The organism is Streptomyces sp. NPDC090741, from assembly GCF_044769045.1.
GTDB lineage: Bacteria > Actinomycetota > Actinomycetes > Streptomycetales > Streptomycetaceae > Streptomyces.
This window is the reverse complement of record NZ_JBIVXF010000019.1, coordinates 133,791-148,681: the sequence shown is the minus strand read 5'-3', so window position 1 is coordinate 148,681 and position 14,891 is coordinate 133,791. Positions and strand designations below refer to the sequence as shown.

At 70.3% G+C, this 14,891-nt stretch carries 13 protein-coding genes and 1 pseudogene; 6 read left to right on the top strand and 8 right to left on the bottom strand.

What is annotated here, in order from left to right; translation table 11 throughout:
- Positions 1-576: 576 nt before the first annotated feature.
- Entirely contained in the window at positions 577-2,208 is a 1,632-nt protein-coding gene (locus ACIQU4_RS36610; RefSeq protein ID WP_403740381.1) for an MFS transporter, read from the top strand.
- A gap of 257 nt (positions 2,209-2,465) precedes the next feature.
- A pseudogene (locus ACIQU4_RS36605) lies at positions 2,466-2,780 on the top strand (NUDIX hydrolase); the annotation flags it as partial.
- Positions 2,781-2,899: 119 nt separating this feature from the next.
- Here the strand turns inward: ACIQU4_RS36605 and ACIQU4_RS36600 are convergent.
- Together ACIQU4_RS36600 and ACIQU4_RS36595 are read right to left on the bottom strand one after the other, a co-directional pair.
- A complete protein-coding gene (locus ACIQU4_RS36600; protein WP_403740378.1) occupies positions 2,900-3,265 on the bottom strand; it encodes a hypothetical protein in 366 nt (121 codons plus the stop codon).
- A gap of 14 nt (positions 3,266-3,279) precedes the next feature.
- Positions 3,280-4,533, bottom strand: coding sequence for a helix-turn-helix transcriptional regulator (locus ACIQU4_RS36595; RefSeq protein WP_403740434.1), 1,254 nt, complete (start codon positions 4,531-4,533; stop codon positions 3,280-3,282).
- Between the two features lie 625 nt (positions 4,534-5,158).
- Here ACIQU4_RS36595 and ACIQU4_RS36590 point away from each other — a divergent pair.
- The 4 genes from ACIQU4_RS36590 to ACIQU4_RS36575 are packed head-to-tail and all read left to right on the top strand — an operon-like array spanning position 5,159 to position 8,238.
- A complete protein-coding gene (locus tag ACIQU4_RS36590; protein ID WP_169435287.1) occupies positions 5,159-5,296 on the top strand; it encodes a hypothetical protein in 138 nt (45 codons plus the stop codon).
- A 14-nt stretch (positions 5,297-5,310) separates the two neighbouring features.
- A complete protein-coding gene (locus tag ACIQU4_RS36585) occupies positions 5,311-6,498 on the top strand; it encodes a cupin domain-containing protein (protein ID WP_403740375.1) in 1,188 nt (395 codons plus the stop codon).
- Positions 6,495-7,403 carry an aldo/keto reductase gene (locus tag ACIQU4_RS36580; protein WP_403740372.1) on the top strand — a complete coding sequence of 303 codons (909 nt, stop codon included), beginning with the start codon at positions 6,495-6,497 and terminating at the stop codon, positions 7,401-7,403. Before ACIQU4_RS36585 ends, ACIQU4_RS36580 begins: the two co-directional genes overlap by 4 nt.
- Positions 7,384-8,238, top strand: a complete 855-nt coding sequence (locus ACIQU4_RS36575) for a hypothetical protein (protein WP_403740369.1) — start codon at positions 7,384-7,386, stop codon at positions 8,236-8,238. The genes ACIQU4_RS36580 and ACIQU4_RS36575 overlap by 20 nt, the downstream gene beginning before the upstream one ends.
- Before the next feature lie 251 nt (positions 8,239-8,489).
- On the opposite strand, the gene ACIQU4_RS36570 is transcribed toward ACIQU4_RS36575, so the two are convergent.
- From ACIQU4_RS36570 to ACIQU4_RS36545, 6 genes are all read right to left on the bottom strand, one after another.
- Positions 8,490-9,236, bottom strand: coding sequence for a TetR/AcrR family transcriptional regulator (locus ACIQU4_RS36570; protein ID WP_403740366.1), 747 nt, complete (start codon positions 9,234-9,236; stop codon positions 8,490-8,492).
- Positions 9,237-9,407: 171 nt separating this feature from the next.
- Positions 9,408-10,169, bottom strand: coding sequence for a thioesterase II family protein (locus tag ACIQU4_RS36565; protein WP_403740363.1), 762 nt, complete (start codon positions 10,167-10,169; stop codon positions 9,408-9,410).
- Complete coding sequence (locus ACIQU4_RS36560; protein ID WP_403740360.1) at positions 10,166-11,533, bottom strand: methylaspartate mutase; 1,368 nt, start codon at positions 11,531-11,533, stop codon at positions 10,166-10,168. The genes ACIQU4_RS36565 and ACIQU4_RS36560 overlap by 4 nt, the downstream gene beginning before the upstream one ends.
- Positions 11,530-12,036: a cobalamin B12-binding domain-containing protein gene (locus ACIQU4_RS36555; RefSeq protein ID WP_385574290.1), complete on the bottom strand. Its 507-nt coding sequence runs from the start codon at positions 12,034-12,036 to the stop codon at positions 11,530-11,532. The genes ACIQU4_RS36560 and ACIQU4_RS36555 overlap by 4 nt, the downstream gene beginning before the upstream one ends.
- Positions 12,026-13,261 (bottom strand): type III PLP-dependent enzyme, encoded by a 1,236-nt coding sequence (locus ACIQU4_RS36550; RefSeq protein ID WP_403740432.1) that lies wholly within the window; start codon positions 13,259-13,261, stop codon positions 12,026-12,028. Before ACIQU4_RS36550 ends, ACIQU4_RS36555 begins: the two co-directional genes overlap by 11 nt.
- A gap of 11 nt (positions 13,262-13,272) precedes the next feature.
- Positions 13,273-14,787 (bottom strand): AMP-binding protein, encoded by a 1,515-nt coding sequence (locus tag ACIQU4_RS36545; protein ID WP_403740429.1) that lies wholly within the window; start codon positions 14,785-14,787, stop codon positions 13,273-13,275.
- Positions 14,788-14,891: the final 104 nt, after the last annotated feature.

Genomic DNA, 14,891 nt, shown 5'->3' with positions numbered 1-14,891 from the left:
GACTGAGATCTCTCGAAAATTACTTCGGTGAAGGGCGGTCCGCCCACCCCTGAGCACGGCCGCGGGCCCCCTAGGATCACAGCCGTCCCACCCCTCCCCGGCGGCGGCCGGCCCTCCCGGGCGCCGCGCCGCCGGCCGGACCCCTTGACGCGGGCAACGGCATACCAGGGGTCGGGTTAGGGGTGGATAGGGGTGGCTCCGGGGCAAATCGCTCCGTTAGCGTTCAGTACGGAAACTCTGACGACAGTCAGGCGAATCGTCCACCCGGAAATACGCTTGCTTTCAGGGATACAGAAATGCCTTACAAAGGCCCGGCGTTAGCAGTCCGAACCGGCGATCCGCTTCCGCTTTCCGTGCAGGATCTCACTCATATCAATTCCTACGAGCGCCTGGGGTACCGCACCCCACGGCGCTCATGCTGTCTTCCGCCGCTCCACGCAGGACCCGTTCCCGCTCCCACCGTTCGCGGCGCAACCCCCCACCGACCCCTCCACCCCCCAACGAGTACGTGACACGCCTGTGCGTACCTGATACGCTCTGCGTGCCGCGTACGCCGAGAGGATATGGACGATTGCCATGACGGAACTGAAGCCCAAGGCAGGAACGAAGGAGTGGATCGGCCTAGGAGTGATCGTCCTGGTCACCCTGCTGGTCTCTGTCGATGTATCCGTGCTGGGATTCGCGATCGCGCCGCTGAGCGAGGACATCTCGCCCACGGCCTCGCAGCTGCTGTGGATCATGGACATCTACAGCTTCGTCCTGGCCGGCACCCTGGTCACCGTCGGCTGGCTGGGCGACCGCATCGGCCGCCGCAAGCTGCTGCTGATCGGTGCCGCCCTGTTCGGCGTGGCCTCCGCCCTCGCCGCTTTCTCCACCAGCCCTGAGATGCTCATCGCCTCGCGGGCCCTGCTCGGCCTCGCCGCGTCGACCCTGACGCCGACGTCGCTGGCGCTGATCCGCAACATGTTCCACGACTCCAAGGAGCGCAAGACGGCCATCGCGGCCTGGGGTGGCACGCTCACCTCGGGTGCCGCCATCGGCCCCATCGTCGGCGGCCTCCTGCTGAACAACTTCTGGTGGGGCTCGGTCTTCCTGATCAACACCCCGGTGATGGTCCTGGTCCTGCTCTCGGCCCCGTTCCTGCTGCCCGAGTACCGCGACCCGAACCGCGGCAAGCTCGACCTGCTGAGCACCGCGCTCTCCCTGGCCGGCGTCATGACGCTGATCTACGGCTTCAAGGAGCTGGTCATCGAGGGCTACAGCCAGAGCGCGGCCGTCTGGGCCGTGGTCGGCGCCCTCCTGGTCGTCGCCTTCGTGATCCGCCAGAAGACCGCGGCCAACCCGATGATCAACATCTCGCTGTTCCGCAGCGGCGGCTTCAGCGGCGCGGTCATCGTCAACCTGATGGTGGCGTTCGCCCTCATGGGCAGCAGCGTCCTGACCAACCAGTACCTCCAGCTGGTGCTCGGCTACTCCCCGCTCACGGCCTCGCTGTGGTCGCTGGCCCCGATGCCCGCCATCGGTGTCGCGGTCGCCCTGTCGGCCTCGCTCGGCCGCAAGGTCCGCCCGGCCGTCCTCATCGGCTCCGCCCTGGTCATCATGGCCGCCGGCTTCGGCGTCCTGACCATGGTCGAGGTCGACTCCAACATCGCGGTCGTCCTCGTCGGAGTCGGCCTGCTGGCCGGCGGCATGGTGGCGTCGAAGACGCTGGCCGCCGAGATCGTGGTCACCTCGGCCCCGCCGGAGCAGGCCGGTTCCTCGGTGGCGACCTCCGAGACCTTCACCGAGTTCGGCATCGCCTTCGGCTTCGCCTCGCTCGGCTCCATCGGCTCCGCCGTCTACCGCGACGACATGGCCAAGATCAGCCCCGAGGGCGTCACCGGCTCGGCGCTCGACTCGCTGCGCAGCACCATCGGCGGTGCGGCCGACGTGGCCGCCCACCAGTCGCAGCAGATCGGCGCCCAGGTGATCGACGCGAGCCGGGAGGCCTTCACGCACGGTCTCCAGGTGGCCTCGCTCGTCGGTGCGGGCCTCATGCTCCTCACCGCCCTGATCGCCGCCCTCCTGCTCCGCAAGACCCCGATCGAGGCGGCACTGCCCGGCTCGGTCGAGGCCGCGCAGTCGCAGGAGCCCCAGCACATCCCGACCACCGCAGGTGCGGCTTCCACCCCCGCCGCCGCACCGCACTCTTCGGTCGCCTATCACTGATCTCCGATAGGCCCCCGAAGGGCCCGAAAGACGTCCGCCCCGACCACCTCCCGGTGGCCGGGGCGGACGTCTTTGCGCCCCTAAAGGTCTGGCCGGCGAACCGGTCGGCGCCATCGCATCTCGATCGGCACTGGATGATCGGCGCGCCCGCTCAAGAGACAGGCCGGACCGACGCCGAAGAGGACCTCGACCGGGTCCGGCACGCAGGCATCCACTACGTGGATCGCCTCGACGTCCAGGGCATCACCCAGAAGTCGCTCCGCCACCTGGCCGTGGCCGCCGTGCTCAACGACCGCCAAGAGGTCCTGATGATGTTGGCGCCACCGCTTCATCACGGACGCGTGGGCCTGGGAACTGCCCATGGGCCTGGTCGAGGCGGACGAGACGCCCGGCGAGGCTGCCGCCCGCGAATCGGCGGCCCGTCGTACGTCGCACCGTCCGCGCGGGAGTCGGACCGGATCGAGTGGATCCCACTGGCGAACATCCGGAGCATGATCGACCGCCGCGAGATCGTCAGCAGCCGCTCCTTGGTCGGCCTCCTCTACGTCCTGATGGACGAAGGGGTTCGCTGACCCTGCGGGGGAAGCATCGCTCGTGGACGTGCCTCGAAACCATCTTCTAGCGGTACCTCGACACTCGACCTCTGGACCCCCAGTCCTTCGGCTCGGGGCCGGGGGCTGCGGACGTCACATCAGATGACGGCCTTCTCGATGGCCTCGAAGATGTCGGCGTCGGTCTCCTGCTGCCAGGACGGCAGGTCAGGCCAGTCCGCCACGTAGCCCGGCTTCGGGTCCTCGAAGTGCTTGAACATCTGTGCCGTCCAGCACGTCGCGACGAACCGGCTCTTCTGCTCGCGGGACAGCCTCGACGTGTGGCCACCGCTGATCTCGATGAACTGCCGGACCTGGTCGTAGACCGAGCCTGCGGCCTCGCGCTCCCACTGCGGGGTGTCTTCCCACGGGGTCACGTAGCCGGCCTTCGGCTCCCCGGGGAAGTGCTGCCGCACTCCCGCGATCCAGGTTTCCCGGAACAGTCGTGCACCTTCGGTCTGCGACATGCCTACCCCTCTCGTCACGGCGTGCTCAGCGTGGCGATCTCCGCCCCCAGCTCCGCTACGCGGTGGTCGCGGCTCAAGGGACCGAACTCGTCGCACAGGGCTTGGAGTCTACGGGCGACGTACCCAGATGCTGAGACTCGGGCCAGGCTGACGGCTTCCCGCCCGTACGCAAGAACCTGGTCGGGGTCACGCCGCTTCGCACCGATGGCGGCCAGGCTGGTCAGCACTGCACCCCGGCGCCGATACGACTGCCCTGACGCAAGTGCCGTCTGCGCCAACGCGGTCTTCAACGTCGCCTCCGCCAGGTCCAGGCGGCCGAGCTGCACGTACCGTGCTCCGCGCTCCTCGGCCAAGCGGGTACCGTCGAAGCGGAGCCATCCGCCGTTCGTGCTCTCCGCGGTGAGGTCCCTGACCTTCTCGGCCTGGTCCAGCGCGCGTTCGCACGCTGTGAGGTCCCCAAGGCCGGCGTACGCCTCCGCTTGGACCGACGCGACCCAATGCCGCGTCGAAAGGTCGTTGTCCCCTCGACCGGCCAGCCGTTCGGCCGCACCCAGCATCTGCGCCGCCTGGCGGTAGCGCTGCTCGGACATGTCCACGTAGGCATGGCGTACGAGCGCGCAGGCCCACAGGTCGTACGCGCCCGCATCCTTGCTGACCGAGGCCGCGAGCGAGTACGAGGCTGCGGCGTCGGCGTACCGGTTCCCGTCGAAGGCGACTTCGCCGGCCATCTGGAAGAGGTCGGCCGCTGCGCTCAGGAGGGGGCGGGAACTGCCTCGGCTGACGGCCAGTGCTTCGTTCAGAGTCGTCAGCTGGTCACGGATGACGGGGTAGACCGAGCCTTTCGAACGCGCCAGTTGGTAGACCTGCCACAGGTGGCTGTTCATCCGCTCGAAGTCGGCGGGCATCCCCCTCAGCACCCCATCGGTGAGGGCCTCGGCCTCGTCGACCGGCAGGGCCGTCAGGGCCCCGCTGACCGTGAGGATGCGGAGGAATTCGCGGCGGATCATTTCGTCGGGGTCTCCCGCGCTCGGGTGGTCACTGGACTGCTGCCCTGTGGCCTCCTGCCCTGCGGCTCGTAGCTCTGTCAGGAGGGCGTCAAGTTCTTGGAGGCTGACTTCGAGGGCGATGGCCAAGCCTCGCCGCTGGGGTGGCTGCGGTTCGATCCTGCCGCTCTCCCAGCGCCCGACCGTCGTGCGGTCCACGCCGAGTAACCCGGCCAATTTCTCCTGACTGTAGCCCAGGGTCTTGCGCCGTTCGGCCAGCCCCATGAAGACCCCTTCCCGCGACTTCGAAGCCTGCGGCACCCGTGCACGGATCTGCTCCAAGAATGCGGCATGTATGCCGTGGAGTCCGTCGACTTCGCGCGCTTTCCTGGGAGTTGTGGCGAACGGACCGGGCATGACGCAGCGGAGGGTGCGGCTATGGCAACGCAGAACGGCGCCGAGGGACACGTCCACGAACGGCTCTCTCGGTCTCTCGGCCTCGCTGCGGAGCCTCGCCTCCTCATGACGCTTCGCGTGTCCCGCGACTCCGGTCGTACGTGGTCTCAGACGACCCGTGTCCAGTCGGGTGATCAGTACGTCATCCTCTCGGACCCGGGCCGCTACCCGCCGTGTGAGTGCCCCCGCTGCCTCGGCTCCTCGCCCGTGTCGGCCCGCGCCCTGCGTCCCGCGGAGACCGAGCCGGGGGCGGCGTAGTGCACGGCTTAGGCAGGTGGGTGCTCCGCCTGGTCGGCCGGTTCGCCGGCCCGCTGTATCTGGCGATGGTCTTCGGCTCGGTGGCTCTGTACGTCCTCGGCGTCATCGTCACCTCGTAACCGATCGGCTCACCTGCTCGCCCCCAGTCTTCCCACCCAATCTCCGGTGGGAGTTCCCCAAGCAGAAGGGAAGTTCGATGGTGGAAGAGAACACCGGTTCCGTGGCCCCCGAGGGGGGTGGCCTGCTCGTCGCGAAGCGGAAGATCGTCGCCGCGCGGACCCGCGCCGAGCAGGAGTCTGACGTCAGCAGCGGCCGTTCCGACGGCAACGACTGACGGGGCTGCCCACGATGCTTGAAGCAGCCTCGTGGGCGGGGCGTCTGGGCGGGGACACGTTCCTCGCCCAGACGTACCACCGCTCCTACGCGCACATCCCTGGCGCCGCCGACGTGGCGGGCCTGTTCACCTGGGACGACCTGAACCGGATCATCGCCACGCAGCGTCTGGAGCCACCTCGGCTCCGTCTGTCGGCCGACGGCGAGACGGTGCCGTTGCACCGCTACGCGGTCCCGACGACCAACCGCCGGGCGGTGACCTGGTCCCGCATCCAGCCGGCCGAGCTGCACACCCAGCTCAAGGACGGCGCCTCGCTGGTCCTGGACGCGGTCGAGAAGATCCACCCCGCCGTGCGGCAGGCAGCCGAGGGACTGGAACGGTTCCTGGGCACCTCCGTCCAGGCGAACGCGTACGCGTCATGGACCGAGCGAGAGGGCTTCGGCCTCCACTGGGACGACCACGACGTCGTGGTGGTGCAACTCCACGGCTCCAAGCGGTGGCGCCTGTACGGGGCCACACGCCAGGCCCCCACCTTCCGGGACGTCGAATCGCCTGAGCAGCCGGAGGGCGACCCGGTGGCGGACATCGTGCTCGCGGCCGGTGACGTGCTCTACCTACCGCGCGGCTGGTGGCATGCGGTCACCGCGGACCAAGGCACGGAGTCCCTCCACCTGACCTTCGGGATGGTCCCGCACACAGGCGCGGACCTCATGGTCTGGGTCGTGGACCAGCTCCGGGCCACCCTGCCCCTGCGCACGGACATCCCCCGCTTCGCCGAGCTGCCGGAGCAGTCGGACTTCCTCGCCGCCGTACGCCACGAGGTGCTCGACTTACTGGCCGATCCCCGCCTGATCGAGCGCTGGGCGGAGTCCGCCGACACGACCGACCTCGGGCAAGCCGTCCCGTCCCTTCCTTACGTGGACGGGCTCCCCGCCAAACCGGAGATCGCCGTACGGCTCACCGCCCCGCGGGCACGCGTGACGGTGAGCGACAGGCACAGCACGGTCACGTTCTCGGCGGCGGGGACAGCTTGGGACTTCGCGGAGTCCGCCGGGCCGGTCCTTCGTTCGCTGCTGCTCGGCCGGCCGACGACCCTGGGGGATCTTGCCGCGGCTGCTGGCCTGGAGGTCAAAGACGTGGCCGAGCTGATCTGGGCCCTCATCGAGGGCCAAGCCGTCGCCGTTGTGGGGACGGGGCTGTGACCGCGTCCCTGGCCCTGGGCACGTACCGGGTCCGAGGCGTGGTGGAAGCAGCGCGCATGGCGGTGCAGGCCGGGACCCCGTGGATCGACACTGCGCCGAACTACGCCGCCGGCCAGGCCCTCCATGACCTCGGCAGGGTCCTGCGGGCAGCCCCCAACCCTCCACTCGTCGCCACAAAGACGGGCTTCTTCACCCGCAACCAGGGGCGAGCCGCCCTCAGCCGGGGGCTGCTCACCGAACACGACGCATCCGTCGGCCACTGCCTCGCCCCCTCGTTCGTCGGCCATCAGGTGGAAGAAGCGCTTGCCCTCCTCGGCCACGTGGACCTGATGTTCGTACACAACCCGGAACGGGCTGGTCGCGGAGTGGACCGGTCGGCGATGCACTGGCGGCTCCGCGAGGCGTTCACCGTCCTGGAGGAGCAGGTGCACGAGGGGAAGATTCCCGGCTATGGAGTGGCCACCTGGTCGGGCCTGCGGGAGGGGGCCTTCAGTGTGCCTGAGCTGCTGGCGCTGGCCCGGGAGGCCGCAGGTTCCCGTGATCACCACCTGATCGCAGTACAGATGCCCGTCGGCCTGATCGATGATGCCCCGATCACGCAGGCCCTGAACGGGGACGGTCCGCTGGTGCAGGCGAAGGACGACGGGCTGATCACGTTCGGCTCCGCCCCGCTGCACGGCGGCGAATTGCTGGATGCGATGACACCCGAACTGGTGGATCTGATCCGCCCGGGGCTCTCGGCCGGCACCGCTGGAGTCCTGGCCGCCGCGTCCTGCCCCGCCCTGGACTTCGTGCTGACCTCCACCACGAATCGTGATCACTGGAACGATGCGGTGAAGGCACTCGCTTCGCCCCTCGCCCCCGAACACCTCAGGAGAGTGACCAATGAACTCGCCACCGGATGAGGACATCCGCGCCCTCATGGAGGCCGCGCACGACCGGGCGGCCAAAGCCCTGGGCCTCACGTGTACGGGCTGCCCGGTGTGGGGCTTTGCCGGATTCACACTGGGGCGCGGCGCGGGCGACTGCTGGCTTCGGGTCAGCCGCGGCCACTTGAAGAACGCGGGGCGCACCCCAGGGCAAGGACCCGTAGGCGCGTCCCTCCTCGTGCCGCGCGATGTGCCACGCCCAGCGTTGCACGGCGTCCACGACTGGGTGGACAGCGAGTGGTCGTTTCAGTCCGAGGTCCTGGACCGCGTACCGCACCCGGTGGTCTCACCCTCCCGCGCTGACCTCGCCCGGGACCCCGCTCTTCCGGAGCCGTGGTGGGGACTACTGAGGCGTTCCCTCGACCGCCTGACGCAGGTCGAGGGGACCAAGGAGACCGTCCGGGACTCCTGGATCGAGCGGGCCTTCCCCCAGTTCCTGGGCATTTCCGCCCCAACGAAGATCGAGCGGGTCACCGGTCACGGTGACCTGCACTGGGGCAACATCACCGGGCAGCCTCTGACCTTCCTGGACTGGGAACGCTGGGGCCGTGTCCCCGTCGGCTACGACCCCGGACTTCTACACGCTCACAGCCTCCTCGTGCCTTCCGTTGCCGAACGCATCCGGACCGACTTCGCCCAGGTCCTCGACACCCCGGCCGGACGCATCGGAGAGCTGGCGGCGCTCGCCGAGCTCCTCCAGGCCGTCGCCCGCGGCTTCTACCCCGAGCTTGCCCCGTGCCTCCTCGACCGGGCCGAGGAACTGACCGGGGTCCGCCCTCCGGTCTCGGCTCCCGCCGAGGTCAATGCCTGACTCTGCGCTCCTCCCCGGACCCCGGCGCACCCTCCCGTGCCGGGGTCACTCGCGTGAACCACCGCCCGGCCTTGAGGAGTTGGCGCCTGATACGCCCAGGTGAGCTCGCGGTCGGCCGGAGCGGCTTCGGCCGGTGTGCTGTTCGCACTGGGGTCGCACCTACGGCCTCCTGGCCGCTGGCCCTCGGTGCGAACGCCGGATTTTCCCTGTGGGGAACGCGATGCCCTCCGCCGGCGTCGGCAGCGGCGGGGTCAGGCCAGGGGGTTTTCGCCGGTGTTCTTGCGGATCAGGACCTCGACGCCGTCCAGGACTCGTTCCAGGCCGAACGTGAAGTCGTCGTCCGTCTCCTGGAAGGTGCCGGCCTCGATCAGTTCGCGGACCGCGGGGAAGGTCTCCGCGTCGATGAACTTGTCCATGGCCCGGCCGTAGTTGGCCATGAGCTCCTCCTCGCTCTGGTCCTGGCTGGTCAGCGGCATGGACACCTGAGCGTTGTTGCGTACGTAGCCGACCATCAGCAGCATCACCGAGAGCTTCTCGTTCGGCGAGAGCCCGGTGCGGCCGAGGGTGCGGAGCCCGCATTCGAGCCAGCTCATCTGGCCCGGCTCCAGCGGCGGCCCGCTGACCGGGACCTGCAGCATCCACGGGTGGCGCCGGAAGATCTCCAGGAACGCGCGGGCCCACAGCTCCAGGCCGCCGCGCCAGTCCTTGTCGCTGCCTTCGAGCAGCGGCGGCTTGCCGTACGCCATGTCGACCATGAGCGAGTGGAGTTCGTCCTTGCTCGACACGTGCCGGTACAGGGACATCGTCGCGAAGTCGAGCCGCTCGGCCACCCGGGCCATCGACAGGGAACCCAGCCCGAACTGGTCCGCGTACTCGATCGCCGCCGTGACGATGCGTGCCGCGCTCAGGCCCGCGCGTGCTCCGCGCTGTTCCCGGCTGCGCAGCTCCCACAGCACGTCGATGCTGCCCGGCAGGCCGCTGCCCTCGTTACTGGTCATGGAGCGTCCCGCCTTCATTCGTCCTCTTCGAGAGATCCGGAGATGTCATGCGTATCACGCACGCATCAGTGACATGGTATGCGTCACCAGGCCGTTTTCCCGCACCCCGGCCGGAATACGGGAAAGGCTCCCGCCGGATTCGGCGGGAGCCGGTGCCCGGCCCGGGGCCGGTCAGCCCAGGTGCGCGGAGATCTCCCCCAGGACGGCGCCCGCCTGGGAGTTGAGGTAGAAGTGGCCGCCGGGGTACGTGCGCAGCGCGTACGGGCCGGTGGTGTGCCGCTCCCAGGCGCGCGCCTCCTCGGGCGTCACGTGCGGGTCGCTGTCGCCGGTCAGGACGAAGAGCGGGCAGGTCAGCGGCGTCCCGGCCTGGTACCGGTAGGTCTCGGCGGCCCGGTAGTCGGCGCGGATCGCCGGCAGGATCATGCGGACGATCTCCGGGTCGCCGAGCACCGCGGTGTCGGTGCCGGCGAGCCGGGTGATGTCCGCGAGCAGGCCCTCGTCGTCGCGCAGGTGCACGCGCTCGTCGCGCACGGTGGACGGGGCGCGGCGGCCGGAGGCGAACAGTCCGTGCAGCACGGTGCCCCCGGCCTCCAGGCGCCGGGCGACCTCGAAGGCGAGGGTGGCGCCCATGCTGTGCCCGAAGAAGGTGACGGGCCGGTCGCACCACGGGCGCACCTGCTCGGCGAGGGCGTCCGCGAGCTCCCCGATCGAGTCGAGGCAGGGCTCGTGGCGGCGGTCCTGGCGGCCCGGGTACTGGATCGCCAGCACGTCCGCACCCGGCGTCAGCGCCCGGGAGACCGGGAAGAAGAAGGACGCCGAGCCACCCGCGTGCGGGAAGCAGATCAGCCGGTGCGCGGCGTCCTGGCCACCGGGGTGGAAGCGGCGCACCCAGGCGCCGGTCTCCACGGGGGCGGAGGTGGTCTGTGTGGTCATGCGGTGTACTCCTTCGTCCGTGACCCGATCGCCGCCTGGCCGCGGATCAGCTCCGCGGTGACGGGGTCGAGCTCGCGGGGGCCTGCGTCGAACTTGCACCGGACATGGAAGAGGTCGTTCATCAGGTCGGCCGAGCCGATCTTCCGCGAGGGCCCGCGCTCCGCGATCCCGGCGATCGGGAGCTTGCCGGTGTCGGCCCAGCGCAGCCGGCCGCCGGAGTCGATGTAGCTGCGCGCCCGGCCCGCGTTGTCGGGGTGCACGCAGTACGGGACGTCGAGGTAGCCGTGGCGGAACGCCTTGAGCAGGGCCCGCCCCAGGTCGTCGTCGAGGTTCAGGACGGCGTCGACCAGGGCCCGCGCCTCCTGGTAGGTCGGGGAGTCGGTGAAGGTGTCGTCGGGTCCGCGGCCGGTGCGCAGCGCGGTGTTGCTGGCGTATTCGAGGGCCTGGACGTTCTCCGCGATGGTCGGGATGCGGCGGGCCTCGGCGGCCGTCTTGACGATGAGCCGTTCCGCGCCGGTGGTGACGGCGAGTTGGGCGGCGCTGGCGAGCAGCCCGTACGCGCCGTGGTCCGTCTCGGGGTAGACGCCCATGTAGGCGTAGATGACGACGTGCCAGTTGTCGACGGGCAGCAGCTCGGCGCTGAGCCGGCGCAGCGCGGTGACGGCCTCGCGGTCCTGGACGGGGTCGGTCTGCTGGGCGTAGCTCATGGAGATGGAGCGCAGGCCGCGCTGGGCGAAGAACATCGCTTCGAGGAAGCTGATGGCGACGAGCTGGCTGGGCGGGCAGAGCTGGCCCATCATGCAGCCGCCGAAGGTCTCCAGGTGGGGTTCGATGCCGACGTCCTGCATGCGCACGTACAGGTCGCAGCAGTCCTCCCAGTTGCGGATGGCGTCGGCGAGCGGGGTGCGCCCGTAGGGCAGGCAGTACGAGACCGGCCCGCCCTCGGTGGCGTTGAGGTTCAGCCGCATCATCGCCCGGAAGATGTCGATGGGCGTGGCGGAGCCGTGCCGGACCTGGACGGGGAAGCTCCGGTCGCGTACGCCCTCCAGCACGGCGGCGGTGGTTTCCGGCGGGTGGCTGACGACCGGGTAGCCGTTGAGGTCGATGCCGTCGCGCAGGGCGGTCTCGACGGCCTCCAGGTTGCCGACGCGGGTGTAGCTGTCGAGGGTGAGGGTGCCGACGGTGGCGGCGCCGGCGGCCTTGGTGGCGACGAGCCCGGTGCGCATCCGGCCGGGGTCCCCGAATCCCATGCGGGGCTGGACGACCAGGCGGCCGTTGCCGCCCTCCCTGCGGACGAACTCCCCGAAGTCGACGGGGGCCGGGCCGGCGGGCCGCCCTTCGCGGACGGCGGTGAGTTCGCTCATGCGGAGACCCGGGCGTGGTCCGCGGCCTCCACGGCCCGCCGGGGCTCCGACGGCAGGGTGGCGAGGAAGGCGTGGAACGCGGCGATCGGGTCCTGGCCGTCCTCGAACACGGCGTCGAAGCCGGCGGCCATCAGCTCGTGCGTGCGGCTGGCGCCCTCGCCGCCGTCGGTGCCGAGCTTGCCGCCGATGACGATGGGCGTCGCGGCCAGCGGGGCGGCGTCCCGGAGCCGGCCGATGACCCGCATCCCGTCCTGGTAGCCGTGGCCGTTGACGCTGCTGATCACGATCATCTCGGGATTGCGGTCGCGGCATTCGGAGACGAGCAGCTCGTCGGGGACGCACGGGCCGAGGTTGACCACGTCGTACCCGCACTCCTCGATGAGCAGCTGGAGGAAGACGAGGTTCCAGGTGTGGGAGTCGGAGGCCAGGGTGGTGACGATCACGGTTCCCTTCGACCGCTCGACGAACGACTCCGTGCCTCTGGCGGACAGGTCATGCATCATCGCCCTCCACACTCCGGTAGGTGCGTACGTGTTCGATGCGGGAGACGGATACGACCTTGCCGCCGGAGACGGCGACCTCGGTCGGGGCCGGGCGCCCGAGGAACATCAGGAGGCTCGACGTGGGCCCGTACGCACCGGCGTTGGGGATGCGTACGAGGTCACCCTCGTCCAGCGGGGGCAGGTCGATGCCGCGGCCCAGGACGTCGCCGGGGGTGCACAGCGGGCCGACCAGGCTCGCCTTCTCGGTCTCCTCGCCCGCCTCGACCTGCACGGACACCGGCAGCAGCCGGCCGAGGCCGGACATCCCGCCGAAGGTGTTGATGCCGGCGTCGAGGATGACGAACTTCTTGCCCCGGCTGATCTTGACGTTGCTGACGCGGGCCACCAGGGTGCCGCTGTCGCCGGAAAGGTAGCGGCCGGACTCGACGGCGAGCCGCGGCGCGCCTTCGCGCCACTGCGGGAAGTGGAGGTCGAGCGAGGCCTCCAGCTCGGTGCGGAGCTTGGGGTAGCGGGCCCGCTCGCCGTGCTGCGCGTACGGGACGGAGAAGCCGCCGCCGATGTCGAGCAGGCGCAGCGGGACGCCCAGGTCGTCCTGGATCGCGGCGGCCACGCGGATGGTGTGGGTGAGTTCGCCGATGAGGGATTCCTCGTCGGCGGCGTTGCTCTGGGAGAAGAGGTGGAGTCCGGCGATCCGGGTGCCGGGCACCGAGCGCAGCCGCTCGGCGAGGTCCGCGACGGTCTCGCTGTCGATGCCGAACTGGGTGGGGGCGCCGGTCATCCGGATGCTGGTGGTGGCGCTGGCCGAGGCGCTGTTGATGCGCAGCAGGCAGTCGGCGACGGTGTCGTGTTCGAGGGCGGCGCCGCCGATGTGCTCCAGGTCGCTCAGCGACTCGGCGGAGAAGGTGCGCACGCCGGCCGCGATGGCCTCGTACAGCTCCTCGGGGGTCTTGCCGGGCCCGGTGTAGAGGATGTCGGAGCCCGGGTAGCCGGCTTCGAGGGCGGCGGCGAGCTCACCGGTGGAGCTGATCTCGGCATTGCAGGCGGGGCCTTCGCCGTCGCGCAGGGCCCGTACGAGGTCGACGTGCGGGTTGGCCTTGAAGGCGTAGAACACCTCGAAGCCCTCGGGCAGCCAGCCGAACAGGTCCCGGCGGGCGGCGCGGGCGCGGTCGAGGTCGTAGACGTACAGGGGCGTGCCGTACTGGCGGGCGAGCTCGGTCGGCTCCATGGACTGGGGGCTCACTTTCCACTTCCCTCGAGCAGGAGGGCCAGCTCTTTGCGGGCGTTCTTGCCGTGCTGGGTGAGCGGGAACTCGCTCAGCACTCGGACGATCGCCGGGACCTTGGCGGGCTCCAGGCGCTGGGCCACGCCCTTGAGCACCTCGGCGGGGGTCAGGTCGCCCTCCACGAAGAGGGCGAGGTCGTGCTTTTCGCCGGGCGCCAGGGCCGCGGCGGCGCGCACTCCGGGGATGTCCATGGCGGCGCCCTCGATTTCGAGGGTGCTCATCCGCAGGCCCTTGCGCTTGAACATGTCGTCGCGGCGGCCCTCGAAGTAGAGGTAGCCGTCGGCGTCGAGGCTGCCGTAGTCCCCGGTGTGCAGGCTGCGCTGCCCGCTGGCGGGGTCGGTGCGGAAGGTGTCGGCGGTGATCTCGGGGCTGTTCCAGTAGCCCGGCATGACGTGCGGGCCGACGGCGACGATCTCGCCGACCTCGCCGGCGGGCAGTTCGTTGCCGTCCGCGTCGACGATCAGCACGCGGGTGCCGGGGAGCGGGAGGCCGACGGCGCCGGGGCGTTCGCGGTCCTCCTCGGGCGGCATGACGGTGATGCGCTTGGCCTCGGTCTGGCCGTACTGGCGCACCACGCGGGCTCCGGGGAAGTGCTCGCGCAGCGCGTCGATGGTGGCGGGCGGCAGGGCGGCGCCGGTGTTGGTGAACATCCGGACCGGGGCCTGCGGCCCGGTGTCCCGCTTCGCCAGGCTGACGATCATGGTGGCGAAGGAGGGGACGATCGGGACCACGGTCGCGCCGGTCTCGCGCATGCGGCGCACCAGCGTGAGGTCGGAGTCCTGGTCGGCGAGGACGATCTCGCAGCGGGCGATGCAGGTCATGACGACCTTGTAGAGGCCGTAGTCCCAGGACATCGGGAATCGGCAGAAGACGATGTCGTCCGACCGGTACCCCAGTGCCTCGACCAGGCCCCGGGAGGCGAACGCCACCTGGGCGTGCGGGCAGACGACGCCCTTGGGGGCGGCGGTGCTGCCGGAGGTGTAGATGAGGGTCGCCACGTCGTCGGGGCGTACCTCGGAGGTGATGCGGGCGCCTTGCGTGCGCAGTTCCTCGACCTCGGCCCACACGTCGGCGAGCTGGTGCACCGCGCCGACGGCCTCCTGGAGGCCCGCGCCGGTCGCGGCGTCGCCGATGGCCAGCTTGGGCCCGGCGTTCTCGCTGACCTGGCGCAGGTGGTACGGCTTCATGGTGGGGTTGAGCGGTACGAACACCGCTCCGGCCCGGGAGGCTCCGTAGAACATGGCGGCCAGCTCGCGGCTGGTCGGCAGCTGGAGCACGATCGGGTCGCCGACGCCGATGCCGCGGCTGCCCAGCCAGGCCGCGAAGGCCTGGCTGTACTCGTCGAGCCGGCGGTAGGTCCAGGCACCCGCGGCGTCGCGGATGGCGGGGGCGTCCGGCGCCGCCGCGGCGGCGGCGTCCAGCAGCCCGTGGACGGTTTCCTTTTGGGACGGTCCGTGTCCGGGAGCAATTCCGGCTGTTCCGGCTGTTCCGGATTCTTCGCGTATCGAATACGAGAGGCTGGCCAACGCCCCACTCCTGCCTTGAGTTGTGGCTCGGGTCGTCCCCCCGTGAA